The sequence below is a fragment of the Roseomonas haemaphysalidis genome (genome assembly GCF_017355405.1).
Classification (GTDB): domain Bacteria; phylum Pseudomonadota; class Alphaproteobacteria; order Acetobacterales; family Acetobacteraceae; genus Pseudoroseomonas; species Pseudoroseomonas haemaphysalidis.
Genome location: NZ_CP061177.1, coordinates 3,535,131 through 3,560,554 on the forward strand (window position 1 = coordinate 3,535,131; position 25,424 = coordinate 3,560,554).

General features: G+C 72.5%; 21 protein-coding genes. 11 read left to right on the forward strand and 10 right to left on the reverse strand.

All coding sequences use genetic code 11. The annotated features are described in order from the left end of the window. Window positions 1-6 precede the first annotated feature (6 nt). Window positions 7-627 (forward strand): hypothetical protein, encoded by a 621-nt coding sequence (locus tag IAI59_RS16450; protein ID WP_207415021.1) that lies wholly within the window; start codon window positions 7-9, stop codon window positions 625-627. A gap of 7 nt (window positions 628-634) precedes the next feature. Here the strand turns inward: IAI59_RS16450 and IAI59_RS16455 are convergent, their stop codons facing one another. The 3 genes from IAI59_RS16455 to IAI59_RS16465 are packed head-to-tail and all read right to left on the reverse strand — an operon-like array spanning window position 635 to window position 3,484. Next, entirely contained in the window at window positions 635-883 is a 249-nt protein-coding gene (locus tag IAI59_RS16455; RefSeq protein ID WP_207415020.1) for a hypothetical protein, read from the reverse strand. Next, window positions 880-2,040 carry a pyridoxal phosphate-dependent aminotransferase gene (locus IAI59_RS16460; RefSeq protein ID WP_207415019.1) on the reverse strand — a complete coding sequence of 387 codons (1,161 nt, stop codon included), beginning with the start codon at window positions 2,038-2,040 and terminating at the stop codon, window positions 880-882. The genes IAI59_RS16455 and IAI59_RS16460 overlap by 4 nt, the downstream gene beginning before the upstream one ends. A gap of 4 nt (window positions 2,041-2,044) precedes the next feature. Next, complete coding sequence (locus tag IAI59_RS16465; RefSeq protein ID WP_207415018.1) at window positions 2,045-3,484, reverse strand: gamma-glutamyltransferase; 1,440 nt, start codon at window positions 3,482-3,484, stop codon at window positions 2,045-2,047. 143 nt (window positions 3,485-3,627) lie between these two features. Between IAI59_RS16465 and IAI59_RS16470 the strand changes: the two genes are divergently transcribed. From IAI59_RS16470 to IAI59_RS16480, 3 genes are all read left to right on the forward strand, one after another. Next, on the forward strand, window positions 3,628-4,392 hold the full coding sequence (locus tag IAI59_RS16470) for a DsbA family protein (protein ID WP_237180353.1): 765 nt from the start codon (window positions 3,628-3,630) through the stop codon (window positions 4,390-4,392). Then, window positions 4,385-5,365: a M14 family metallopeptidase gene (locus tag IAI59_RS16475; protein WP_237181150.1), complete on the forward strand. Its 981-nt coding sequence runs from the start codon at window positions 4,385-4,387 to the stop codon at window positions 5,363-5,365. Before IAI59_RS16470 ends, IAI59_RS16475 begins: the two co-directional genes overlap by 8 nt. 61 nt (window positions 5,366-5,426) lie before the next feature. Continuing rightward, a complete protein-coding gene (locus IAI59_RS16480) occupies window positions 5,427-7,022 on the forward strand; it encodes an ABC transporter substrate-binding protein (RefSeq protein ID WP_207415016.1) in 1,596 nt (531 codons plus the stop codon). A 45-nt stretch (window positions 7,023-7,067) separates the two neighbouring features. Here the strand turns inward: IAI59_RS16480 and IAI59_RS16485 are convergent, their stop codons facing one another. Genes IAI59_RS16485 through IAI59_RS16495 form a run of 3 tightly spaced genes read right to left on the reverse strand, consistent with a single transcriptional unit; the run spans window position 7,068 to window position 12,221 of the window. Next, on the reverse strand, window positions 7,068-7,832 hold the full coding sequence (locus tag IAI59_RS16485; protein ID WP_207415015.1) for a competence/damage-inducible protein A: 765 nt from the start codon (window positions 7,830-7,832) through the stop codon (window positions 7,068-7,070). A gap of 38 nt (window positions 7,833-7,870) precedes the next feature. Continuing rightward, a complete protein-coding gene (gene mutT, locus IAI59_RS23375; RefSeq protein WP_207415014.1) occupies window positions 7,871-8,899 on the reverse strand; it encodes an 8-oxo-dGTP diphosphatase MutT in 1,029 nt (342 codons plus the stop codon). A gap of 55 nt (window positions 8,900-8,954) precedes the next feature. Next, window positions 8,955-12,221 (reverse strand): Rne/Rng family ribonuclease, encoded by a 3,267-nt coding sequence (locus tag IAI59_RS16495; RefSeq protein ID WP_207415013.1) that lies wholly within the window; start codon window positions 12,219-12,221, stop codon window positions 8,955-8,957. Between the two features lie 697 nt (window positions 12,222-12,918). Between IAI59_RS16495 and IAI59_RS16500 the strand changes: the two genes are divergently transcribed. Further along, the gene (locus IAI59_RS16500) at window positions 12,919-13,695 is read left to right on the forward strand and encodes an N-acetylmuramoyl-L-alanine amidase family protein (RefSeq protein WP_237180352.1); all 777 of its coding nucleotides are present in this window, start codon (window positions 12,919-12,921) and stop codon (window positions 13,693-13,695) included. Between the two features lie 267 nt (window positions 13,696-13,962). On the opposite strand, the gene secA is transcribed toward IAI59_RS16500, so the two are convergent. Beyond that, a complete protein-coding gene (secA, locus tag IAI59_RS16505) occupies window positions 13,963-16,740 on the reverse strand; it encodes a preprotein translocase subunit SecA (protein ID WP_207415012.1) in 2,778 nt (925 codons plus the stop codon). A 245-nt stretch (window positions 16,741-16,985) separates the two neighbouring features. Between secA and IAI59_RS16510 the strand changes: the two genes are divergently transcribed. The 5 genes from IAI59_RS16510 to IAI59_RS16530 all read left to right on the forward strand — a co-directional run bounded on the left by IAI59_RS16510 (window position 16,986) and on the right by IAI59_RS16530 (window position 21,258). Beyond that, window positions 16,986-17,882 (forward strand): hypothetical protein, encoded by an 897-nt coding sequence (locus IAI59_RS16510; protein WP_207415011.1) that lies wholly within the window; start codon window positions 16,986-16,988, stop codon window positions 17,880-17,882. Continuing rightward, window positions 17,882-18,484: a hypothetical protein gene (locus IAI59_RS16515; protein ID WP_207415010.1), complete on the forward strand. Its 603-nt coding sequence runs from the start codon at window positions 17,882-17,884 to the stop codon at window positions 18,482-18,484. The genes IAI59_RS16510 and IAI59_RS16515 overlap by 1 nt, the downstream gene beginning before the upstream one ends. 201 nt (window positions 18,485-18,685) lie before the next feature. Further along, window positions 18,686-19,636 carry a peptidylprolyl isomerase gene (locus IAI59_RS16520; RefSeq protein WP_207415009.1) on the forward strand — a complete coding sequence of 317 codons (951 nt, stop codon included), beginning with the start codon at window positions 18,686-18,688 and terminating at the stop codon, window positions 19,634-19,636. Between the two features lie 81 nt (window positions 19,637-19,717). Further along, complete coding sequence (gene argJ, locus IAI59_RS16525; RefSeq protein WP_207415008.1) at window positions 19,718-20,956, forward strand: bifunctional glutamate N-acetyltransferase/amino-acid acetyltransferase ArgJ; 1,239 nt, start codon at window positions 19,718-19,720, stop codon at window positions 20,954-20,956. Window positions 20,957-21,021: 65 nt separating this feature from the next. Further along, window positions 21,022-21,258, forward strand: a complete 237-nt coding sequence (locus IAI59_RS16530) for a hypothetical protein (RefSeq protein WP_207415007.1) — start codon at window positions 21,022-21,024, stop codon at window positions 21,256-21,258. Window positions 21,259-21,273: 15 nt separating this feature from the next. Here IAI59_RS16530 and IAI59_RS16535 read toward each other — a convergent pair whose 3' ends face one another. From IAI59_RS16535 to IAI59_RS16545, 3 genes are all read right to left on the reverse strand, one after another. After that, window positions 21,274-22,230, reverse strand: a complete 957-nt coding sequence (locus IAI59_RS16535; RefSeq protein WP_207415006.1) for an acetyl-CoA carboxylase carboxyltransferase subunit alpha — start codon at window positions 22,228-22,230, stop codon at window positions 21,274-21,276. Between the two features lie 287 nt (window positions 22,231-22,517). Then, on the reverse strand, window positions 22,518-23,435 hold the full coding sequence (locus IAI59_RS16540; RefSeq protein WP_272877391.1) for a tyrosine recombinase: 918 nt from the start codon (window positions 23,433-23,435) through the stop codon (window positions 22,518-22,520). Window positions 23,436-23,438: 3 nt separating this feature from the next. Further along, window positions 23,439-23,585 carry a hypothetical protein gene (locus tag IAI59_RS16545; protein WP_207415005.1) on the reverse strand — a complete coding sequence of 49 codons (147 nt, stop codon included), beginning with the start codon at window positions 23,583-23,585 and terminating at the stop codon, window positions 23,439-23,441. On the opposite strand from IAI59_RS16545, the gene aroB reads away from it, so the two are divergent. Continuing rightward, window positions 23,584-25,383: a 3-dehydroquinate synthase gene (gene aroB / locus IAI59_RS16550; RefSeq protein ID WP_207415004.1), complete on the forward strand. Its 1,800-nt coding sequence runs from the start codon at window positions 23,584-23,586 to the stop codon at window positions 25,381-25,383. The genes IAI59_RS16545 and aroB overlap by 2 nt on opposite strands. Window positions 25,384-25,424 lie beyond the last annotated feature (41 nt).

Consider the following 25,424-nt stretch of genomic DNA (forward strand, 5'->3'; position numbering starts at 1 on the left):
GCGGGCATGCGCCTCAGCACCACCGCCGCCCTTCTGGTTTCTCTCACTGGCGCGGCCGCCGCGGCGCCCGCCGCGCGGGCCGAGACCTTCGGCCCCTGGCTGCTGGATTGCGCCACCGACAGCATGACCGACCGGCAAAGCTGCCGCATGACGCATGAAACGCCGGTGGAGCCGGCTTCGGCCGGCCAGTCCGCCATGGCGCTGGAGGTGGTGCGGCGCGGCGAGCTGCTGTTGCCCGCCGTGACCGCGCGGGACCTGGGGCTGGACACCGCCGGGCGCGGGCTGCTGGCCTTCACCGGCACGGCGCAGATCCGCTTCCCGCCCGCCGCAATGCTGGAAATGCCCTGCCGCCTGGACGGCCGTTCCGTGGTCTGCGTGCCGCGCGCCGAAGACGCGGCGCGCGCGGCGGCGGAGCTGCCGCAGGCCGGCCGGGCGCTGGTGCGGATCACCGGGCTGGGCAGCGGCGGCGAGGCGGCGCCCCGGGAATTGCGGCTGGAACGAACGGCCGATGCCCTGTCCGCGCTGCGCGCGCGCCTGCCCGCCGATGGCGGCGCCCCGGCCGCCGAGCCGGGCTTCGACCTGCGCGATCTGCTGGGGCGCGCGCAGCGCTTTCTGTTTCCGGAATAGCCTCCGCTCAGCGGGTGGCGGTCATCACCCGGAACATCGCCAGCACGAGCAGCAGCACCCCGCCCAGCATCGCCAGCCGCTGCAGCACGGCGCTGATCCAGTCCACGGCGTTCCACAGCACGGACTGGCCGTAGCTGTTAAATTCCAGGAGGCCGGAGGCATTGCGCCGATGGAACGCCCGGCGCCCGCGCCAATGCCGCAGCAGGATGCCCACCGCCAGCAGCACGCCGCCCGCCACCAGAAAGGACGTGTTCATCGCCAGCCGCGCAACCGCGCGATGGCGTCGCGCACCGTGGCTTCCGTGCCGCAATAGCTGAAGCGCAGAAAGCGGTGGCCGCGCTCCGGGTCGAAATCCACGCCGGGGGTCGCGGCGATGCCGGCCTCGGCCAGCATGCGGGCGCAGAAGCCGACGCTGTCCTGCGTGCGGTCCGACACGTCGGCCCACAGGTAGAAGGCGCCTTCCGCCTGCGCCAGTGTTCCGAAGCCGGCGCCGGGCATCGCTTCCAGCAGCAGGGCGCGGTTGCGCGCGTAGACGGCCTTGTTGGCTTCCAGCTCCTCGGCGCAGCCGAAGGCGGCCTCGGCGGCGACCTGGGCGATGTGCGGCGCGCTGATCACCATGTTCTGCGCCAGGCATTCCACCGGGCGCAAAAGGTCCTCCGGCAGCAGCATCCAGCCGATGCGCCAGCCGGTCATGGAGAAATACTTGGAAAAGCTGTTCACCACGATGGCGCTTCCGGAGCAGCCGGCGGCGGTGGCTTCCTCCGTGCCATAGGACAGGCCGTGGTAGATCTCGTCCGAGATCAGCCGCACGCCGTTGGCCTCGCACCAGTCGGCGATGGCCGCCAGCTCGCCCCGCCCCAGCATGGTGCCGGCGGGGTTGCAGGGGCTGGCGACGATCAGGCCCGCCGGGCGCGGGTCCAACGCGTCCAGCATCGCCACCGTGGGCTGGAAGCGGGTGGAGGCATCGCAGGGCAGCACCTGCGGCCGCATGCCCAGCGCGGTCAGGATGTTGGCATAGGGCGGGTAGAAGGGCGCGGCCATGGCCACCCGGTCGCCCACGTCGAAGGCAGCGAGAAAGGCCAGCGGAAAGGCGCCGGAAGCCCCCACCGTCACCGCCACGCGGGCGGGGGACACGGCGACGCCATATTTCTCGCGGTAATGCCCGGCGATGCGCTCGCGCAGCGACCGCAGGCCGAAGGCCTCGGTGTAGCCCATCGGCGTGCCGGCCCGCAGCGCCTGGATCGCCGCCTCCGCCGCGCCGCGCGGCGCGCCGGTGCCGGGCTGGCCCACCTCCATGCGCAGAACGCCGGGGGCGCCGGGCGGCAGCGCCGCCTGCCGGGCATTGGCGGCGGCGATCACGTCCATCACCAGAAAGGGCGGCGCTTCCGCCCCCTTGCCGACCTTCAGCGCCACGGCGCTACTGCCCGCCGATGGCGAGGCCGGCGCCGCGCGCATCCGTGCCTGCCACGCATTGCCGGGGGTCGCCCGGCAGGTAGCGGTCGCAGCTGATGGCGTTGGTCCGGCCGGGCTCCGGCACCTCGGCCAGCGCCTGCGGCAGCGGCGTGCGGCTGACAAGCTGGCGGATCGCCGGCAGGGCGGCGGCCAGCGGCGCGGCGGCCTGCCCGCTGCCGGCGCCGGCAAAGCGGAAGGCCTTGAGGTTGCGGTTGTGCACCAGCACGGCCGACAGCAGCGGCGGCTCCACCCGCCCGACGCCCGGGGCGGCGGCCAGGAACATGCCCATGCCCGGCACCAGCCGGCCGGTGCCGAACAGGTTGTTCATGCTGAAGGCGCAGGACACGGCGCCGCCTTCGCGGTCCAGCACCACCAGCGTGGTGGAGGCCGGCAGCGTGCCCATGGCGCCGCCGCCGGCGGGCGGGTTGGCCAGCAGCGCGGCGGGTTCGGCGCCCCCGGCACGCCAGGCGCCCGCGGCGGCCAGCCCGCGCGCCTCGGCGGCGGCCGGCGCCTGCCCGGCGGCCAGCGCCTGGGCCGCCACGGCGGCGGCCAGCCCGCCATCGGCCGGTGGCGGCAGAAAGGACAGGGTGTCGTTGACCAGCGTCACCTGCAGCGGCGGCATCACCTGCGCCACGGCGGGGCGCAGCGCCGCCACCGTCAGCGGGCCGCCGGCGCGGGGCGAAAGCTCTTCCAGCCGCCGTGCCTGGGCGCCCTGGTACAGGTCGCCCACGCCGGACACCCGCAGCGCCGCCAGCGTGGCGCCGAGGTCGGGCTGGCTCAGCACCTCGCCTTCGCGCAGCGGCTGCTCGCCGGGGGCGAAGACCGCGCGGGCGCCGGCATCGGCCAGCAGCGGCCCGGCCACGGCGGCCAGGTCGGTGGCCAAGGCGCGGGACGCCGGCGTGCCGAAGCGGGCGAGCTGCTCGGCGGGGGACACCAGCTCCTCGAACGGCCGGCGGGGCTTGCGGGTGTGCAGGGCGAAAAGGCCGCGCGCCATCATCGGAATGGCGGCCGGGCGGTCGCCGGCGGATTGCGGGTTGGCACCGGCGGGAAACACCACCGCTTCCGTGCTGTTGCGCACGGGGTCGAACACCAGGCAGGCGCCGCCGCCGCCCAGCCCGGCGCGGGACGGCAAGGTGGCCGTCAGCGCGAAGCCGCCCGCCACCGCCGCGTCCACCGCCGTGCCGCCGGCCGACAGCACGTCCCGCGCCACCAGCGCGGCGCGGGGCTCGTCCGCCGCCACGCCGCCCAGAAAGCCCGACACAAAGCCCTGCTGCCCGGCGGCGGGGCCGGAGCCGCCGCTCACCACGCTGTTGACGGCGCTGGACACGGTGCCGCAGGCCGCGAGCGACAAGGTGCCCAGCAGGGCGAGCGTGGCGGGGATGGCGCGGTCGCGGGTGCTGGTCATGCTGGCGTCTTCGCTCCGGTCGGCCGTTCAATCTGGCGCACCGGCCATAGACTCCTTCGCCCATGGCGGCAACGGGGCGGGCCGGATTTGCCTGCTGCGCCGCCTGCCCGCAGACTGTGCGGCCGCTGAGGAGTTCCGCCGCCTTGCCCCTTCGCCCCCTTGTCCGCCGGGTCCTGCCGGTGCTGCTCGCCGCGCTGCCCCTGGCGCCCGCCCATGCCGCCGCGCTGACGGAAGCGCAGCGGCAGGAGGTGGTGGAGGTGCTGCGCCAGGCGCTGCGCGAGGACCCCTCCATCCTGCGCGACGCGGTGGCCGCCCTGCAGGCGGCGGACCGGCAGGCGCGCGACAGCACGCGCGGCGCCACCATCGCCGCCCAGGCCGATGCGCTGCTGCGCAACCCCGCCGACCCGGTGAAGGGCAACCTGCGCGGCGACGTGACGCTGGTTGAGTTCTTCGACGCCCGCTGCGGCTACTGCAAGGTGCTGCACCCGACCATGGAGGCGCTGCTCCAGGCGGACCCCAACATCCGCGTGGTCATGAAGGACCTGCCGATCCTGGGGCCGTCCAGCGTGGTGGCCAGCCGGGTGCTGCTGGCCGCCCAGAAGCAGGGCAAGTACCTGCCGCTGCAGGCGGCGCTGATGCGCCTGCGGGTGGAACCGAGCGAGGCGGTGCTGAAGGCCGAGGCGGAGAAGCTCGGCCTCGACTGGGCGCGCATCCAGCGCGACATGAACGACCCGGCGGTGCAGCAGCGGCTGGAAGGCAACCTGGCACTGGCGCGGGCGCTGTCCATCGAGGGCACGCCGGCGCTGGTGATCGGCACCACGCTGGTGCCCGGCGCGGTGGACCTGCCGACCCTGCAGCAGCTGGTGGCGGACGCCCGCCGCCGGCCCGCCGCTGCCGGCGGTGGCTGAGCCGGTGGTGCCCGGCGGTGGCCCGCGCGACCTGGCGCTGCCGGTGTTTCCGGTGCAGCTGCCGGTGCCGGACCTCGGCCCCTGGCTCGGCGGCAACCTGTTGCCGGGCGTGTGGAGCTTCGAGGCCGCGTCGCCCGGCCCCCACGTGGCGCTGATCAGCCTGATCCACGGCAACGAGATCGCCGGCGCGCTGCTGCTGGCCCGCTGGCTGCGGGAAGGGCTGCGGCCACTCCGCGGGCGGCTGACCCTGGTCTTCGCCAACCTGGACGCTTTCGCGCGCTTCGACCCCACCGACCCCACCCTGTCCCGCTTCGTGGACGAGGACCTGAACCGGGTGTGGGACGAGCGCGTGCTGCTCGGCCCGCGCCGTTCCAGCGAGCTGGCCCGCGCCCGCGCGCTGCGCCCGCTGATGGACGGGGTGGACGTGCTGCTGGACCTGCACAGCATGCTGTGGCCGTCCGACCCGCTGATCCTGGCGGGCGACACGCCCGATGCCCGCGCGCTGGGACTGCGGCTCGGCGTGCCGGGGCTGGTGGTGGCGGACCAGGGCCACAGCACCGGGCGCCGGCTGATCGACTGCGCCGCCTTTGCCCGCCTCGGCCGCGCCGCGCTGCTGGTGGAAGGCGGCCAGCACTGGCAGCCGGCGACCTTCGAGGTGCTGGAAGCCTCGGCCACGGCGCTGCTGCGCCACACCGGCCTGCTGCCCGCCAGCACCGCCCCCGCCACGCCCCCCGGCCGCTTGGCGGAGGTGACGCGCACCGTGACCGCCACCACGCACGGCTTCGCCTTTGTGCAGGACTTCCGCGGCGGCCAGGTGATTCCCGCCCGCAACACCCTGCTGGCGCTGGACGGCGAGCAGGAGATCCGCACGCCGCACGACAACTGCCTGCTGGTGATGCCGACGCCGCGCGCCCTGCGCGGCCACACAGCGGTGCGGCTGGCGCGCCTGGTGGACGAAGCCGGCCATTCATAACTTGCATGACCGGCATGTTTCGCGCTGATGTCGTGGCCGTCACGATGTCCTTGGAGCGCCGATGTCCCCTGCACCGTCCAGACTGAAGACCGCCCTGCTGCTGGGCGCCGCCACGCTGGCGATGCTGGCCGCGACGCCGCTGGCGGCCCAGAACCTGACCATCGCCATCGGCGGCTCGGTCACCTCGCTGGACCCGCATTTCTACAACGCCTCGCCCAACAACAGCGTGTCGGCGCATTTCTTCGACAAGCTGACGGAATTCGACGCCTCCACCCGCCTGCAGCCACAACTCGCCCTGTCCTGGACGGCGGTGGCGCCGACGGTGTGGGAGTTCAAGCTGCGCCCCAACGTGCAGTGGCATGACGGCAAGCCCTTCACCGCCGACGATGTGGCCTTCACCATCGAGCGCACGCCCAACGTGCCCAACAGCCCGGGCGGCTTCGGCGGCTTCGTGCGCGCCATCCAGCGGACCGAGATCGTCGACCCGCTGACCATCCGCTTCCACACCGCGGCGCCCTACCCGCTGCTGCCGACCGACTTCGCCTCGGTCGCCATCATTTCCCGCCACGCCGGCACGGGCGCCGCGACGGAGGACTACAACAGCGGCAAGGCGGTGGTCGGCACCGGCCCCTACCGCTTCAGCGCCTATGCGCCCGGCACCCGCACGCAGATGACGCGCAACGACAACTACTGGGGCGGCAAGCCGAGCTGGGCGACGGTGGACTTCCGCGTCATCTCCTCGCCGCCCGCGCGCACGGCGGCGATCCTGTCGGGCGACGTGGACATCATCGACACGGTGCCCTCCTCCGACATCCCGCAGCTCGGCCGCGAAAGCCGGCTGCAGCTCACGCAGATCCAGGGCCTGCGGCTGATCTACCTGTCGCCCGACCGCAGCCGCGCCGACAACCCGATCGACGTGACGGACAACACGGGCAAGCCGCTCGCCAGCAACCCGTTCAACGACGTGCGCGTGCGCCGCGCGCTGACCATGGGCATCGCCCGCGACGGCCTGGCCGAGCGGGTGATGGAAAACACCGCCAAGCCCGCCGGCCAGTGGCTGCCGCCCGGCACCTATTCCTACAACGACAGCATCCAGCCGCCGCGCCTGGACATCGAGGGTGCCAAGAAGCTGCTGGCCGAGGCGGGCTTCCCGCAGGGCTTCCGCATGGTGCTGAGCACGCCCAACGACCGCTACCCCAACGACAGCAAGACCGCCCAGGCCGTGGCGCAGATGTGGACGCGCATCGGCGTGCAGACCACGGTGCAGGCCCTGCCCTGGTCCACCTTCTCCGCCCGCGCCAACCGGCAGGAATTCGGCATGCGCCTGACCGGCTGGGGCAGCATCACGGGCGAGGCCTCCTACGCCCTGGTCAACATCATGGGCACCTACAGCACCGAAACGCGGATGGGCGCCAACAATTCCGGCCGCTATTCCAACCCGGAGCTGGACGCGCTGACGGCCAAGGCGCTGGGCACGCTGGACGACGCCGAGCGCGAGAAGCTGCTGCAACAGGCGGTGAAGCTGGCGATCGACGATGTCGCCATCATCCCGCTGCACCAGCTGGTGAACACCTGGGCGGTGCGGAAGGGGCTGGTGCACGACCCGCGCATGGACGAGCGGACGCGCGCCATGGACGTGAAGCCCGGCCAGAGCTGAGGTCGCGCGTCCCGGGGGCGGCGGGCCGCCCCCGGGGCTTCCGCCCTACTTCGGCTCGCCGCTCACCGGCTCGAAGCCCAGGCCGGCCACAAAGGCGGCGATCTCCGCGACCGCCGCTTCCAGCGCCGCCACGTCCGTGCCCTTGGCCACCAGCGCCACGCCGCCGCCGGCTTCGCGGTAATACGGGTAGGAGCCGATCTCCACGGCGGGGAAGCGCTTCTGGATCTGCCCCAGCTCCTCGGCGATGCGGCCTTCCAGCAGGCCGTGCGCGTGCACCGCGCGCATCTGCACCGGCGTGCCGCCCTTCAGCGTCGGCGCCAGCTGCTCGAACATCCCCTGCATGATGCGCGGCACGCCGGCCATCACATGCACGTTGCCGATGATGAAGCCCGGCGCCACCGACACCGGATTGGCGATCAGCGTGGCGCCGCGCGGCATGGTGGCCATGCGCTGGCGGGCGGCGTTGAACTCCACCGGCGGGTCGCGGCGGGCATAGTCGGCGGCCATCAGCGCCATCGCCTCCGGATGCTGCTCCCAGGGCACGCCAAAGGCCCGGGCGATGCATTCGGCGGTGATGTCGTCATGCGTGGGGCCGATGCCGCCGGTGGTGAAGACGTAGGTGAACCGCGCCCGCACGGCGTTCACGGTGTCCACGATCACGTCCGGCACGTCCGGGATGACCCGCACCTCGCGCAGCGGAATGCCGAGCTCGCCCAGCCGCGTGCCGAGGAACTGCAGGTTGGCGTCCTTGGTGCGGCCCGACAGCACCTCGTTGCCGATGATCAGGAGGCAGGCGGTGGGGTTGGTCATCGGCAAGGTCCTCGGCAGGGTTCAGGACGGCGGGAGCGTCACAGGAAATCCCGCAGCATGGCGACCAGCGGCCGGTCGGCCGGCGGCATGGCGTAGTCGGACAGCTTGTTGGGCCGCACCCAGGCCAGCGCCTGGCCTTCGCGCGCCACCATGGTGCCGTCCCAGCGGCGGCACAGGTACAGCGGCATCATCAGATGCGCGTGGCCGAGGTCGTGGCTGGCGAAGGTGAAGGGTGCGAGGCAGGCGGCCGAAACGTCGATGTCCAGCTCCTCCTTCAACTCGCGGATCAGCGCCTCCTCGGGCGTTTCCCCCGGCTCCAGCTTGCCGCCGGGGAATTCCCACAGCCCGGCCATGGCCTTGCCCTCGGGGCGGCGGGCCAGCAGCACCCGGCCGTCGCTGTCCACCAGGGCGCAGGCGGCCACCAGCAGCAGCTTCTTGCCCGGCGGCGCCTCGGCCGCCAGCACGGGCGCGACCGTGGGGGCGGCCTGCGGCGGCGGCTCGGCCGGGGGGGCGGCCACCTCTTCCCGCCCGCCGCCGAACAGGCGCACGGGCAGCCGCGCGCCGCGCGCCAGGAAATGCGCCTCGCCCGTGCCGACCTCCCGCAGGCCCACGCGCTTCAGCACGCCGGCCGAGCGGTCGTTGCCTTCCAGCACGCTGGCCACCACGCGGTCGATGTCCAGGTTCGCCAAACCCCAGCGGGCCAGCCGCCCGGCGGCTTCGGCCGCCACGCCGTGGCCCCAGTAGCGGCGACCGACCCAGTAGCCCAGCTCGGCCTCGCGCTCGTCGGCGCTCTTCTTCATCAGGCCGGCGCAGCCGACCAGCACTTCCTTGTCGCCTTCCTGGCCAACAATGGCCAGGTGCCAGGCCTCGCCGGCCTCGCGCTGGCGGTGGGTGGAGGCGATCCACTCGTCCGCCAGCTCGCGCGGGTAGGGAAAGGGCACGCGGGACAGCCAGCGCACCACGTCCCAGTCATTGATCAGCCGATGCAGCTCGGCGGCATCGGCGGCGCCGAGCGGGCGCAGCGTCAGCCGCTCGGTGCGGATGGGCGTGAAGGCGGGCACGGTCATGACGGCAACCCAAGGCACCCCCGCGGCGGCCAAGCCGCCGCGGGGTCTGGACGGTTCAGCGCTTCCACCAGCCACGCTTCTTGGGTGCGTCGGGCGAGCTTTCCACCAGCACCGGCTGCACGGGGGCGGCGGCCACCGGCTCGGACGTGGCGGAAGCCGGCTCCGCCGGCTCGGCCGGCGCCACGGGCGCGGGGGCCGGCGCCTCGCCGGACACCGTCTCGGCGGCGGCGGGCGGCGGCGGCGCGGGCTCGGCCCGCTTGGGCGCGGCACGGCGGCGGGCGGGCTTGGCGGGCGCCGCCTCCTCTGCCGCCGCCACCGTCGCCTCGGCCGGGCTGGCTGCCGGCGCGGCCTCGGCCTTGCGGCCACGCGGGGCCCGCTTCGGCTTGGCGGCCGGCGCTTCCTCCGGCGCGGACGCCTCGGCCACCGGGGGCTGGGCCAGCGGCGGCTCGGCGGCCGTGGCCGCTTCCGCCACGGCCTTGGGCTTGGCGGCGCGGCGCGCGCGCGGCTTGGCGGGCGCTTCCGGCGCCGGCTCGGCCATGGCTTCCGGCGCCGCCGGGGTGGCTGCCACCGGCTCCGCCGCCGTCACCGGCTCCGGTGCGGGGGCCGCCACGGGCTCGGCTGCCTGGGGCTCCACCACCTGGGGTTCCACCGGAGCCGGCTGCGGCGAAACGGCCGGCTGGGCCGGACGCAGCGCCGCTTCCTCGGCCGCCGCCATGGCGTCGAAGATGTCCTCCAGCGAGCCGCCGGCGAAGGGGTTCGCCGGAGTGGGGCCGACGTAGCGGGCCGGTGCCTCGGGCGTCGGGCGTGCCGCCTCGGGCGCGCGGCTTTCATCGCGGAAGCCCTCGCTGCGGCGGCCACGACGGCGGATGCCGTCCTCACGCCGGCCACCGTCGCGGCCATCGCGGCGCGGGCCGCGATCGTCGCGCCGGCCTTCCGGCTGGCGCTCGGGCCGCGGCGCGGCCACGGGCGCCGGTGCCTCGGGCGCGGCCTGGGTGGCGGTCACGGCGTCCTCGCGGTCCACCGCCCCCTCACCCTGGTCGTCACCCTGGTCGTCGCCCGGCTCACCACCCTGGGCATCCTCGGACGCGACGTCCTGCGGCGTCATCGGGCTGCCGTCCTCGCGGCGGCCGCCACGGCGGCGGCGCCGGCGGCGGCGGCGGCTGCCTTCGCCCGTCTCGCCCTCGGCGCGGCGCGGCGGCTCGCCGTCATGCGCCGGCTCGGCTTCGGCGGCAACCGCCTCGGCCACGCGCGGCGCGGGCTCCACGGCCTCGGGCTCCGGCACGTAGGCGGGCTCGGGGGCGTAGTCCATGCGCAGCGCGGCGGGGGTGGTCGGCGCCTCGGCCACCAGCTGTGCGCGGGTGCGCTCGATGCGCAGCGCCGGCGGCAGCAGCTTGCTGTCGGGCTCGAACACCACCTGCATGCCGTAGCGCTGCTCGATCTGCGCCAGCCGGTCGCGCTTGCGGTTCAGCAGGTGCAGCGCCAGCTCCGGCGCCACGTGCACGCAGATCTCGGCGGCCTTGCGCTTGCTGCCCTCGTCCTCGATCGCGCGCAGCACCTGCAGCGCGGCGCTGTCCGGGCTGCGGACGATGCCGAGGCCCTGGCAATGCGGGCAGGTGATGAAGGAATGCTCGGTCACGCTGGGGCGCAGCCGCTGGCGGCTCATCTCCAGCAGGCCGAAGTGGCTGATGCGGCCGACCTGGATGCGGGCGCGGTCGTGCTTCAGCGCTTCCTTCAGGCGGCGCTCCACCTGGGCGTCGTTGCGGCTCGCCTCCATGTCGATGAAGTCGATCACGATCAACCCGGCGAGGTCGCGCAGCCGCAGCTGGCGGGCCACTTCCTCGGCCGCCTCGCAGTTGGTGCGCAGCGCCGTGTCCTCGATGTGCCGGTCGCGCGTAGCGCGGCCCGAGTTCACGTCAATGGAAACCAGCGCCTCGGTCTGGTTGATGACGATGTAGCCGCCCGACTTCAGCTGCACGACCGGCGACATCATCGCGTCGAGCTGCTGGTCCACCCCGTGGCGGGCGAAGAGCGAGGCGCCCTGGTCGCGATGGATGCGGATCTTGCGCTCATGCTGCGGCATCAGCATCCGCATGAACTCGCGCGCCTGGCGGTAGGCGTCCTCGCCCTCGATCTGGATGTCCTCGATGCCCGTGCTGAACACGTCGCGGATCGAGCGCTTGATGAGGTCGGCTTCCTCGTAGACCAGCGCGGGGGCGACCGATTCCATGGTGCGGGTGCGGATCTCGTCCCACAGCCGCAGCAGGTAGTCGCCGTCGCGCACGATCTCGGGCTTGGGGCGGGACGCGCCGGCGGTGCGCACGATCAGGCTCATGCCCTTGGGCAGGCCGACTTCCTGCACCGCGTCGCGCAGCCGCTTGCGGTCGCCGGCCGAGGTGATCTTGCGGGAAATGCCGCCGCCGCGCGGGCTGTTCGGCATCAGCACGGAAAAGCGGCCGGCCAGGCTGATATAGGTGGTCAGCGCGGCGCCCTTGTTGCCCCGCTCCTCCTTGACCACCTGCACCAGCATGATCTGCCGGCGGCGGATCACCTCCTGGATCTTGTAGTGGCGCATGAAGCGCGACGGCATGCGCCGCTCGCGCTGGTCGTCACCCTCGCCCTCGTCCTTGCTGCCGCGGCCGCCGACGGTCTCGGGCGGCGGGCCTTCCTCGTCTTCCTCGGGGGCGGGCACGTCCTCGTGCGGCACCGTCGCCTCGGCGGCGGCGGCCTCAATGGCGATCAGCTCCTCAGGCGTGGCGGAACGGCTTTCCTGCTCCATCGCCATGGGCTGCGCGCGGCCGGGCCCGTTGTCGCCCTCGGGCGCCTCGGGGTGCACGTCGCCCGGCTCGACATGGCGCGGATTGGCGCCCTCCGGCTCCTCGGAAGCGGTGAAGGTCGAGGGATTGGCCTCGGGGCCCTGGGCGGCGGCGGCGCGCTCGGCCTCGTCCGCGTCGGCGATCGCCTCCAGCCGGGCGACCATCGCGTCGGCCTCGGCCTCGCTCACTTCCTCGCCGTCGTCGTCATCGTCCTCGGCGGCTTCGGCGGCCTGCATGTCCAGCAGGCGCTGCCGGTCGGCGACCGGGATCTGGTAGTAGTCGGGGTGAATCTCACCGAAGGCCAGAAAGCCATGGCGGTTGCCGCCGTATTCCACGAAGGCGGCCTGCAGGCTGGGCTCCACCCGCACCACCTTGGCGAGGTAGATGTTGCCCTTCAGGGGCTTCTTGTGCTCGGTCTCGACATCGAATTCCTCGAGCCGGTTGCCGTCCAGCACCACCACGCGGGTTTCTTCCGGGTGGGATGCATCGATCAGCATGCGCTTGGTCATGAACCGGGATGCTCCGTGCCGCCGGCGCTCTCAGGCGCGGGGCGGCAGCAATAGGTGGGCAGGCCCGAGAAGGCGGGATGGACGCGGCGGCGCGGCGATAGGCGGCCCATGCTGCGCGATCCGACCTCTCTCTCGGCGGGCCGGCGCCCCTGACACGGGGGCGGCCCTGTTGTCGCGCGCCAGGCGCGAACCCCGCGCGCGACCTGGGCGGCCGCAAGGCGGCACCGGCAGGCGCGGGCGGGCCGGCGGACAGGCGCGACGCGGGCGGCGGGCCACGCATGGCCTGGGCCGCCCCGCCACACCGCTGTGCGACAACCGGTGGAGGCAAGGGCGACGCCACCCGGGCACAACAGGAAACGGCCCCGCGCGATGGGGGACAGCCTGGCACCCGGGGCATCCTTTGCAACCGCTGCCGGCGCCACCCGGCGCCCGCCAAAGCGGGGCAGCCATCGGTGGCCGGCGGGCGGTGACACCCGGTAAAACCTCCACCAGCGGCACTGACCGCCGGGGCAATGCACCATAGGCGTCGCGTTCCGCTTGCACAAGGCGCAGTCACATTCACATGTTACATTCGGTAAACCCATGATCCCGCTGTAATACCGTATAGGCTGCGGCCACACGGCCCTGTCGGGGGGCAGCGCCGTGCCGTGGCCGCCCGCCCCCGGCGGGCTGCCGAGACTTGTGGGGGAAACACGCCATGCCCGATCCGTCCAGCCGCCGCCGGCTGCTGCAACTCGCCTTCGGTCTCGCCGCCGCCGGCCTTTCTTCGCCCGCCCTGGCCCAGACCCGCCGCCGCGCCGCGCCGCTGCCCCTGGTGGTGCTGGACCCCGGCCACGGCGGCAAGGACCCCGGTACCATCGGCGTGACCGGCACGCATGAAAAGCGCATCACCCTGGCCGCCGCCACCGAGCTGAAGCGCGTGCTGGAACGCACCGGCCGCTGCCGCGTGGCCATGACCCGCTCCCGCGACGCCTTTATCCCGCTGGATGGCCGGGTGGAATTCGCCCGCAAGCGTGACGCCGCACTGTTCGTGTCGCTGCACGCGGACAGCGCCCCCGGCGCCCGCGGCGCCAGCGTCTATACCCTGTCCGACCGCGCTTCCGACTCGCTGTCGGCAGGCCTCGCCAAGCGGGAAAACCAGGCGGACCTGCGCGGCGGCCTGCGCCTGCCGCCCGTGTCGCCGGAAGTGGAGCGCATCCTGTTCAGCCTGGTGCGCCAGGAAACCCGCGCCGGGTCTGACCGCATGGCCAGCTCCGTGGTGCGCGCCCTGGGCGGCGAGGTGCCCCTGCTGCCCAACACCCACCGCCAGGCCGCCTTCGCCGTGCTGAAGGCCCCCGAGATTCCCAGCGTACTGGTGGAAATGGGCTTTCTGTCCGACCGGCGGGACGAGGCGGCGCTGAAGCAGCCGGCCCACCGCGCCAAGGTGGCGCGGGCGCTGGCGCAAGGGATTCACGGGTGGCTGGCGCGGGCGTGATGGCGATGGTGGCCAGGGGCGCTGCTCCTGGACCCCGCCGGGGTGGCTGAGCCACCCCGGACCCCGGCTTCTGAAAGCAGTTTCGGGCTTTCGCGATGAAGCGCGGTGCCTGCTGCCTTTTTCTTAAAATAAAGGCCACTCGCGCTGAACAGACAGCCTCCGGGGGTCATCGACCCCCGGAGCAAGATACAAAACAGATGTCGGGGTCCGGGGTGGTTCAACCACCCCGGCGGGGGTCCAGGGGGCGGCGCCCCCTGGCCTGTCCCCTCAGTTGCCTTCCGCCGGCACGCCCACGGCGCTGCGCCCGTGGCAATGCTTGAACTTCTTGCCCGACCCGCAGGGGCAGGCGGCGTTGCGTGGCGTGCGGTACCAGGTGGAGGGATCGGCCGGGTCCACCCCTTCCACCTCGCGCGCCAGGGCGGCGGGGGGCGGGGCGGCGCCGGCATGGTCCCAGCCGCCTTCGGCGCCGGCGGTGGCCATGGTGGTGGCGTCGGCATAGCCCGGGTCGGGGTGGCGCATGTCGGTCACGCGCACCGGCTCGGGCGCCATGGGCAGGGCGTTGGGCTGCAGCTCGATGCGCATCAGCAGCGAGGTGAGACGCTCGCGCATCTCGTCCAGCAGGCCGTTGAACAGGTTGAAGGCTTCGCTCTTGTACTCGTTCAGCGGGTCGCGCTGCGCAAAGGCGCGCAGCCCGATGCCCTGGCGCAAGTGGTCCAGGTTAAGCAGGTGCTCCTTCCACACGGCGTCGAACACCTGCAGGAGCAGCGACTTCTCGACCATGCGCATCAGGTCGGGGCCGATGTTGGCGGCGCGCGTCGCGGCGGCCTGGTCGGCGGCGGTTTGCAGCCGCTCGCGCACCTGCACCTCGTCGATGCCTTCCTCGCGCGCCCAGTCGGCCACCGGCAGGTCGAGGCCGAGCACCTCGCGCACGGAGCGGTCCAGCCCTTCCAGGTCCCACTGGTCGGGATAGGCGTTCTCGGGGATGGCGCGGGCGACGATGGCGTCCACCGTTTCGCGGCGCATCTCCTCCACGGTCTCGGACACGTCCTGCGCCTGCATGTAGGCCCGCCGCTGGGCGTAGACCTCCTTGCGCTGGTCGTTCATCACGTCGTCGTACTTGAGCAGGTTCTTGCGCGTGTCGAAGTTCCGCGCCTCGACCTTCTTCTGTGCCTTTTCCAGCGCCCGGTTGATCCAGGGGTGGATGATGGCCTCGCCTTCCTTGAGGCCGAGCTTCTCCAGCATCCCGCCCATGCGGTCGGAGCCGAAGATGCGCATCAGGTCGTCTTCCAGGCTCAGGAAGAAGCGGCTGGCGCCGGGGTCGCCCTGGCGGCCGGAGCGGCCGCGCAGCTGGTTGTCGATGCGCCGGCTCTCGTGCCGCTCGGTGCCGATCACGAACAGGCCGCCGGCTTCCTTGACCGCCGCTTCCTTGGCCTTGATGCTGGCGCGCACCTCGGCGAGGTGGGCGTCCCACTCGGGGCTGTACTTCTCGCCCGTGAAGCTCTGCTCGGCCAGCATCTCGGCGTTGCCGCCGAGTTTGATGTCGGTGCCGCGGCCGGCCATGTTGGTGGCGATGGTGACCGAGCCGGGGGCGCCGGCCTGGGACACGATGCCCGCCTCCTGCTCATGGTAGCGGGCGTTCAGGACCGCGTGCGGCACGCCCTGCTTCTTCAGCAGCTCCGAGATCAGCTCGGACTTCTCGATGGAGGTGGTGCCGACCAGCACGGGCTGGTTGCGCGCCTGCGCCTCCTTCACCAGCACCGCCACGGCCTCGTACTTCTCGCGCGCCGAGCGGTAGACCTCGTCGTCGCTGTCCTTGCGGATGACGGGGACGTTGGTCGGGATCTCGACCACTTCCAGCTTGTAGATCTCGGCGAACTCGTCCGCCTCGGTCGCCGCCGTGCCGGTCATGCCGGACAGCTTCGGATACATGCGGAAGTAGTTCTGGAAGGTGATGGAGGCGAGCGTCTGGTTCTCCGGCTGGACCTCGACGCCTTCCTTGGCTTCCAGCGCCTGATGCAGGCCGTCCGAGTAGCGGCGGCCTTCCATCATGCGGCCGGTGAACTCGTCGATGATGACGAGCTTGCCTTCGCGGTTGACGATGTAGTCCACGTCGCGGGCAAACAGCACATGCGCCCGCAGCGCCTGGTTGACGTGGTGGACGAGCGAGATGTTGTGGCTGTCGTAGAGGTTGCCCTCAGTCAGCAGCCCGGCCTCGCGCAGCATCTGCTCGACCGCCTCGGTCCCCGCCTCGGTCAGGGCGGCGGAGCGCTGCTTCTCGTCCTTCTCATAGGTCTCCTTGTCCTGCACCAGCGCCTTCACCGCCACGTCGACGTTGCGGTACAGGTCGGAGCTGTCGTCGGACGGGCCGGAGATGATCAGCGGCGTGCGGGCCTCATCCACCAGGATGCTGTCCACCTCGTCGACGATGGCGTAGGCGAAGTCGCGCTGGACCATCTCGTCCAGCCGGTACTTCATGTTGTCGCGCAGGTAGTCGAAGCCGAATTCGTTGTTGGTGCCGTAGGTGACGTCGGCGGCGTAAGCCGCGCGGCGCTCGTCATCGGTCAGGCCGTGCACCACGCAGCCGGTGGTCAGGCCCAGCCAGCCATAAAGGCGGCCCATCTGCTCGCTGTCACGCGCCGCCAGGTAGTCGTTGACGGTGACCACATGCACGCCCTTGGCCGGCAGGGCGTTGAGGTAGACCGCCAGCGTGGCCACCAGCGTCTTGCCCTCGCCGGTCTTCATCTCGGCGATGCGGCCGGAATGCAGCACCTGGCCGCCGATCATCTGCACGTCGAAATGCCGCATGCCGAGCACGCGCTTGGAGGCCTCGCGCACCGTCGCGAAGGCCTCGGGCAGAATGTCGTCCAGCGTCTCGCCTTTGGCCAGCCGCTCGCGGAAGCGGAGGGTCTGGGCCTGCAGCTCCTCGTCCGGCATCGCCGCCAGCTTCGGCTCGAAGCCGGCGATGGCGGGCAGGCGGGCGCTGAACTGCTTCAGCACGCGGTCATTGGCGGTGCCGAAGACGGCGCGGGCAAGGCGGGCGAACATCTGTCTCAGTCTCTCCGAGGGCCCCTGCCCCGCGCCAGGGCTCGGCGCGGCGCGACCCACGGGGCGCGTGGGGGCGGGTGGCAGTCTCTGTCACGCGCACAGATAGGCTTGGGACCCGCCAGGGTCAACGAAGCGCGGTGGCAGGGCCGGGGGTATCGACTTTTCTCCCGAATTAGGAATTCATTCTAGACAGGCGGTGGCCTGTGACCTTTGTCCCTGCCACGGAAGCAAGCCTGAAGCGCGCCATGCGTGACCCGCGCTCCTGGCAAAGCGGGCATCCCGAGAGGAGTGCATACAGCGCCTGGGTCAGCGACGGCTGGCAGGCGCTGGGAAAGGCCTCGTCCGGCGGCCGCACCGCCGAGGGGCTGGTGTTCGTGCGGGCCTATGACCGCACCCGCAACGGCCATGCCGAGCATGTCTCGGCGCGTACGCGCAGCGCGCCGCCGGGGCGGGTGGTGGAGGACATGCCCGGCACGACGCCGGGGGTTGCGGCGCACCGGAGTATCAGTTCCGGCTACGAGCAGCATGCCATGCTGAACATGTACCCCGTTTCTGGGATTCTCCCGAATCCGGACCGGATGCTCGGCGCTGGCGTCGGTGGCGGCCGCATCATGAGGCCACCCTTGCCGGTCCTGCGGCCCACCGCACGCCCCCAATGGACGCCCAGCGCCGGCCTTCGCCCGCGCGGCGGCCTGGGGCCACGAAGCTGGCACAACCAGATTTCGGAACAGCCGGGTGAGGCGGAGGCAGCCGGTGAGGAGCGGGGTGCGTCGGCGCCTGCGGAGCCGCTGCTGCCCTCACCGCCGACGGTCGAGGAACTGGCGGCACAGACGCCGCGAATGCCGCGCCGGGGCCGGAGCAGGAACTCGGCCACTGAGCATACGCCGCAATACGAACGAGGCGGCGGGACGGCCCAGCGCGACGCCGACCTCCAGGCACTACGACCCGGCGCCGGGAAGCCCGATCCTAATGATCCGAGCGTGATGTCCCATCCGCTGCCTGATGGGCGGACAGCGGTGACGCGCGTTGCGACCAAGAACCGAGGGGAAATAACTTTGGAGATCCAGGATCACGCTGCTTATGACGCTGGCCGAATTCCAGCAAAGGCAACACACAAGTTCCGTTATGGAGTGACGCCGTGATGACCCAACTCCCCAGCTATCGTCATGAGGAAGATGTGCCCAGCGACGTCTCGCGCGCCGGGGATACGGAGGAGGAGCGCCGCCTGGGACAGTTGGCTTGGGAAATGGTGAAAATTTGGATGGCACCACCCCCGCATGACGGGGTGAACACCGACTTTTCAACGGCGTGGCTGCGCTTCTCGGGTTGGCAGGTGGCACACACCCGAGCGCCCCTGACAGTCGATGAATACACCAGATTCCTCGCGGCCGTGGCCGCACGGGGCCACCGGCAACTTCTGATGACCTTTGTCTCACCGAATCATCCGGGAGAACTGACGGCCGTCTGGCGTCTTCCGCTTCAGGAGCGTGTGATCGGAACCATGTTGCGATATTCCCCGACCATGATTTTCACTCCAGAACGGGATTTCGCCCTCCTGATCGATGGTGAGGATATCGCGACCCTCGCCGGGCCACCGGCCTTCCTGCGTGCCGCCCTGGGCGACCTCGGGGAGGTTGAGCGCACCTTCATTGAGGAGGTGGTGGAGGAATACGAGGAATCGGAGAAGGGCCGCGTGTTCATCCAGGCCTTCCGCGCGCGCTACGCGGAATTCCAGGCCCGATGAGGCAGGGCGTCTGCTTGCAGGCGGCCGGGTTCGAGCGCCACGACCGCCCCTTCCTGGCCTGACGGCGCGCCCGCGCCACGGGCAGGCCCGAAAACAGGCGAAAGAAGGAGGGGGCTCGGGGGAGTTCGCTCGCTGGCCTTTCTCTCTCGCCCGCCCTGCGCCATCTTGCGCCCTCCCCCGCCGGGAAGGCACATCGGTTCCATGCGTTCAACCACCCTCCTCCTCCCCCTGCTGCTCGCGGCAGCCCCCGTGCTGGCCCAGGCCCCCGCGCCCGCGCAGCCCCCGGCCGCTGCGGCGCCGGCCCCGGCTGCTCCGGCCCCCGGGGGCACCGCCGCCACGCCCGCCGCCGACCCGGTGCTGGCCAAGGTCGATGGCGCCGAGATCCGGCGCTCCGACGTGCAGGCCGCCATTGGCGAGCTGCCGCCCGAGCTGCGCTCGGCGCCCGAGACGGTGCTGACGCCGCTGGTGCTGGACCAGCTGATCACCCAGAAGGCCCTGGTGAACGCCGCCCGCGCCGAGAAGCTGGGCGATGACCCGGAGGTGCAGGCCCGCATCCGCCGCGCCGAGGAGCAGGAGCTGCAGCAGGCGCTCTTGCGCCGCGAGATCGCGCCCAAGCTGACGGAGGAGGCGCTGCGCGCCCGCTATGCCCGCGACATCGCAGGCAAGGCGGGCGAGGAGGAGATCCACGCCCGCCACATCCTGGTGGCCAGCGAGGAGGACGCCAAGAAGATCGAGGCCGAGGTGCGCAAGCCCGGCGCCGACTTCGCCGCCATCGCCCGCACCCGCTCCACCGGCCCCGGTACCGAGCAGGGCGGCGACCTGGGCTTCTTCAAGAAGGGCGACATGGTGCCCGAGTTCGCCGAGGCCGCCTTCAAGCTGCAGCCCGGGCAGATCAGCGCGCCGGTGCGCAGCCCCTTTGGCTGGCATGTGATCAAGGTGGAGGAGCGCCGCGCGGCCGAGGCGCCCTCCTTCGAGGACAGCCTGGACACGCTGCGCCAGGCGGCCTTCGAGGAGGCGGTGCAGGACACCGTTAAGCGCATCCAGGAGGCGTCCAAGATCGAGCGCTTCAACGAGGACGGCTCGGTGCGGCAGATGGCCCCCGCCCCCTCGCTGCTGGACGGCGCCACGCCGCCGCCGGCCCAGCGCCGGTAACGCCTGCCGCTGACCGACCGACGGCGGGGGAAACCCCGCCGTTCTTTTGTTTCGACCCCCGTCACACCAAGGACCCGCCCCATGGCCGGCAAGGCTCTGCCCGTTTCCCCCCTCGCCGTCGCCCTGCCGGAGGTGCCGCCGATCGCCGGCGTGCGGCTCGGCACCGCCGCCGCCGGCATCCGCTACAAGGGGCGCGCGGACCTGACGGTGATGGAGTTCGCGCCCGGCACCACGGTGGCCGGCGTGTTCACCCGCAACAAGTGCCCCGGCGCGCCGGTGGACTGGTGCCGGGCGGCGCTGAAGTCCGGCAAGGCCCGCGCGCTGGTGGTCAACGCCGGTAACGCCAACGTCTTCACCGGCAAGGCCGGGCGCGACGCGGTGCAGGCCACCGCCGAGGCCGCCGCCGCGCTGGTCGGCTGCAAGACCAAGGAGGTCTTCCTCGCCTCCACCGGCGTGATCGGCGAGCCGCTGCCGTATGAGAAGCTGACCGCCGCCCTGCCCGCGCTGCACGGCGCGCTGACCGAGGGCGCCTGGGCCGATGCCGCGCGCGGCATCATGACCACCGACACCTTTCCCAAGGCCTGCGTGCGGAAGGCGCTGATCGGCGACACGGAAGTCACCATCGCCGGCATCGCCAAGGGCAGCGGCATGGTGGCGCCCGACATGGCGACCATGCTGTGCTTCATCGCCACCGACGCCAAGATCCCGGCCGCCGCCCTGCAGGCGGCGCTGGCGAAGGGCACGGACGCCAGCTTCAACCGCACCACGGTGGATTCCGACACCTCTACCAGCGACACCGTGCTGGTCTTCGCCACCGGTCAGGCCAAGCACCCGCGCGTGCCGGCCGAGGGCGGCGCCATGCTGAAGCCCTTCGTGAAGGCGCTGCACGAGCTGCTGCTGGACCTGGCGCTGCAGGTGGTGCGCGATGGCGAGGGCGCGCAGAAGTTCGTGCGCATCGACGTGACGGGTGCGACCACCGCGCGTTCGGCGCAGAAGGTGGCCATGGCCATCGCCAACTCGCCCCTGGTCAAGACCGCCATCGCCGGCGAGGACGCCAACTGGGGCCGCATTGTCATGGCGGTGGGCAAGGCGGGTGAGCCGGCGGACCGCGACAAGCTGTCCGTCGCCGTGGGCGGCACCTGGATGGCGCGCGACGGCGGCGCCCTGCCCGGCTACGACGAGACGCCGGTGGTGGCCCACATGAAGGGCCGCGAGATCGAGATCACGGTCGATCTCGGCCTGGGCCGCGGCAAGGGCACCGCCTGGACCTGCGACCTGACGCACGGGTACATCGACATCAACGGCTCTTACAGGTCCTGACTTAACGCCGCCTTCACCGCTCGCGCCGCACACTCGGCGCGAGCGGAACGGGGGAGGAGGACAGGATGACCTGCAAGCTGACATGGACCAGCCGGGACGGCGCGATGCGCAGCCCCGACATGATGTTCAACGCCTATGAGGACGCGGTGCGCGAGGTCGGCTCGGCCGTGCGGATGTTCGACCAGGGCGACGTCATCGTGCTGACGGATGCCGGGCGCGTCATGCTGCGCATCCGCTGCGAAAAGTCGCCGACCAGCGCGCTGGCCGCCAGCCACCTTCCCAGCTACGGCTACGACGAATAGGCGGCCGGCACGGTGTCAGGCGATGCCGTGCTTGCCCATCTCCAGGAACTTCTCGCGCCGGCGGGCCCGCAGCGTCACGGCGTCCTGCGCGAGCAGCGGCTCCAGGCTGGACCACACCTTGTCCGCCACCGCGCGCATGGCCGCCGCCGGGTCGCGCTGCGCGCCGCCCACCGGCTCCGGCACCACGGCGTCGATCAGCTGCAGGCGGGACAGGTCCTGCGCCGTCAGCTTCAGCGCGTCCGCCGCCGTGCTGGCCTGCGCCGCGTCGCGCCACAGGATGCTGGCGCAGCCCTCGGGCGAGATCACGGAATAGATGGAGTGCTCCAGCATCAGCACCCGGTCGGCCGCGGCCAGCGCGATGGCGCCGCCCGAGCCGCCCTCGCCGATGATGGTGGCGACAAAGGGCACCGGCGCGTCCAGCCCGGCCTCGATCGCGCGCGCGATGGCCTCGGCCTGGCCGCGCGCCTCGGCCTCGATGCCCGGAAAGGCGCCGGAGGTATCGACAAAGGACAGGATCGGCAGGCCGAAGCGCCCGGCCAGCTCCATCAGGCGGCGGGCCTTGCGGTAGCCCTCGGGCTTGGCCATGCCGAAGTTATGCTTCACGCGGCTTTCGGTGTCGGTGCCCTTCTCGGTGCCCATGACCACCACGGAATGGCCCCGGAAGCGGCCGATGCCGCCGATCACCGCCGCGTCCTCGGCAAAGGCGCGGTCGCCGGCGAGCGGCATGAAGTCGTCGATCAGCGCGCGCACGTAGTCCAGGCATTTCGGGCGGTCGGGGTGGCGGGCCACCAGCGCCTTCTGCCACGGCGTCAGCTTGCTGTAGGTGCTGGCCAGCAGCTTCTCGGCCTTGGCCTGCAGCGTGCCCACTTCCTCGGCCAAGTCGACGCTGCCGGTGTCGGTGGTGCGACGCAGCTCCTCGATCTTCCCTTCCAGTTCGGCGAGGGGCTTTTCGAAGTCCAGGAAGTGACGCATCTCGGTTCCGTCTCATGCCAGCCGGCCAGCCGGGCCAGGGGGTCCCTGCCCTAGCCCAGGCCGCGCCGGGACGCCAGCCTGCGGGGGTTCCCGGGTGCTGGTCCCGGTGGCCTTTGGGAGGGGCGACGCCCTTTTTCGAACGCCGTTCGCCAAAGGCCCGGGCCTTCCGGGCACCCGCCTGGGGATGCACCCGAATATCAGGGCGCGCCTGTCCAGGTGGTCGATATCAGCGAAGCACCTTGCGGCGTCCGATCGGCGCGGGTGCGGGAAAGCTGCGGGGGGCCCCGTCAAGGACCACCCGCGCTGCCGCCCGGCAGGGCCCGTGCCAGCGGATGATGTTCCGCCACCAGGGCCTGCAGCCTTTCCTCCAGCACCCGGGTGTAGATCTGCACCGTGGCGATATCCGCGTGCCCCAGCAGCAGCTGCAGGCTGCGCAGGTCGGCGCCGCCTTCCAGCAGGTGGGTGGCAAAGGAATGCCGCAGCACATGCGGGCTGACGGTGGCGGGGTCCAGCCCGGCGGCCAGCGCCGCATCGTGCACCAGGTTGTGCAGGGTTTGCCGCGTCATGTGGCCGCTGGCGGCGCGCGACGGAAATAGCCATTTCGAGGGCGCCTGGGGGTCGCGCAGCGCCAGCGCGGCCTGCCGCGCGCGGGCCGAGATCGGCACCAGCCGGTCCTTGTTGCCCTTGCCGCGCACCATCACCAGGGGGGCCTCCGCCGCCAGGGCCGTGGCGGGCAGCGACACCAGCTCGCTGGCGCGCAGCCCGGCGCAGTACAGCAGCTCCAAGGCCGCCGCCGCCAGCGGGCCGCGCGGGCCGGGCAGCCGGGCGCCGGCTTCCAGCAGCGCCACCACGGCCTCTCGCCGCAGGGCCTTGGGCAGGGGGGCGGGCAGGCGCGGGGTGTCCAGCAACTCGGTCGGGTCGTCGGCGCGCACGCCCTCGCGCACCAGAAAGCGGTGGAACTGCCGCAGGGCGGACAGGCGCCGCGCGGCGGTGCGGGGGGACAGGCCCTGGTCGGTCAGCCCGGCCACGTAGCGGCGCAGCAGCTCGGGCCCGGCGCTGGCCAGGGTGGCGTCGCCGCGCCGGCGGGCAAAGCCGGCGAAGTCGGACAAGTCGGCCTCATAGGCCGCCAGCGTGTTGCGGGCGGCGCCGCGCTCGGCCGCCAGCATCTCCAGAAAGGCTTCCAGGTGCCGGTCGGCCAGCGGCACGGCTCAGCGGGTGCCGAAGCGCTCGTTCGGCAGCGTGCGTTCCACCGCCTGCTGCGAGGCGGGCGGCGGAAAGGCGCCCACCACCAGCAGACCGCCGACGACGGCGACAATCAGGACCAGGACCAGGAGCAGCAGGGGGCGGCGTAACATGGCGGCTCGGGGTATCCTCAGCTCGGCGATTGGGCGCGCTACGCGCTTCGCGCCCGATGTGCTACCGTCCGCCCCCGTGTCACGCAACCTCGGCCTCGCCATCATTCCGCCCCACGTCGTTTCCGCCGCCGCCCCGCCGCCGCCCACCCTGCGGCCGCGCTCCCTGGTGCTCGTCGGCATGCCCGGCTCGGGCAAGACCTCGGTCGGGCGCCGCCTGGCGCAGAAGCTCGGCCTGCCGTTCCGCGACGCGGATTCCGAGATCGAGGCCGCCGCCGGCCAGCCGGTGACGGAGATCTTCGCCCGCTACGGCGAGCCGCATTTCCGCGAAGGCGAGCGCCGCATCATCGCCCGCCTGCTGGACGGCCCGCCCATCGTGCTGGCCACCGGCGGCGGCGCCTTCAACGATGCCGAAACCCGCGCTGCCATCCGTGCCGCGGGCGCCGCCGCCATCTGGCTGCGCGCCGGCATGGGCACGCTGCTGACGCGCGTGGCGGGCCGCACCACCCGGCCGATGTTCCTGAACGCCGACCCGGTGGAGGTGCTGACCCGCCTGATGACCCAGCGCCACCCGCTGTATGCCGAGGCCGACATCGTGATCGACTGCCGCGACACCGACACGGCGGACGACACCACCGAGCAGGTGGCCGCCGCCATCGCCGGCTGGCGGCCGCCGACCCGCCAGCCCGTGGTGCTGGGCGAGCGGTCCTACGAGGTGGTGGTGGGCGACCAGCTGCTCGCCCGCGCCGGCGCGCTGATGAAGCCCGCCCTGCCCGCGCCGCGCGTCGCCATCGTCACCGATTCCCATGTCGGGCCGCTGCATCTGGCCACGCTGCGCCAGGGGCTGGAGGCGGCGGGGCTGGACATCCGCGCTTCCATCACCGTGCCGGCGGGGGAAGCCAGCAAGAGCCTGCCGCAGCTTGGCGTCGTGCTGGAATCGCTGATGGCGTCGGGCGTCGACCGCCGCACCACGGTGGTGGCGCTGGGCGGCGGCGTGGTGGGGGACCTGGCGGGCTTCGCCGCCGCCACCGCGCTGCGGGGCCTGCCCTTCGTGCAGGTGCCGACCTCCCTGCTGGCGCAGGTGGACAGCTCGGTCGGCGGCAAGACGGGCATCAACCTGGCCGCCGGCAAGAACCTGGCGGGCGCCTTTCACCAGCCGATCCTGGTGCTGGCCGACACCGGCACCCTGGCCACCCTGCCGCCGCGCGAGCTGCGCGCCGGCTATGCCGAGGTGGCCAAGCACGGGCTGCTGGACGGCCCGCTCTGGGACTGGTGCGAGGCCAACGGCGCGGCCGCCGTGACCGGCGACCCGGAGGCGCTGCGCCACGCCGTGCTGGAAAGCTGCCGGCTGAAATCCGCGGTGGTGGCCGCCGACGAGCGGGAAGAAAGCCCCGAAGGCGGCCGCGCGCTGCTGAACCTCGGCCACACCTTCGGCCACGCGCTGGAAGCCGAATGCGGCTACGACGGCAGCCTGCTGCATGGCGAGGGCGTGGCGCTGGGCCTCGGCCTCGCCGCCCGGCTGTCGGCCGCGCTGGGCCATTGCGACGCGGCGCTGCCGGAGCGGGTGGAAGCGCATCTGGCCGCCATCGGCCTGCCGTCCCGCATCCGCGACCTGGAGCGCGGGCACAACAGCGGCTTCACCGTGCCCGCCCTGATGGGGCGCATGCGCAAGGACAAGAAGGTGCGCGACGGCATGCTGCGCTTCGTGCTGATCCGCGCGCCAGGCGACGTCTTCACCGCGACAGACGTGCCGGCGGCGGCGGTGGAAGACCTGCTGCGCGCCGAGGGCTGCCGGGACTGAGCAAGGCCGGGGAAGGAATTTCCCGGCCCCTCCCTTTGTTT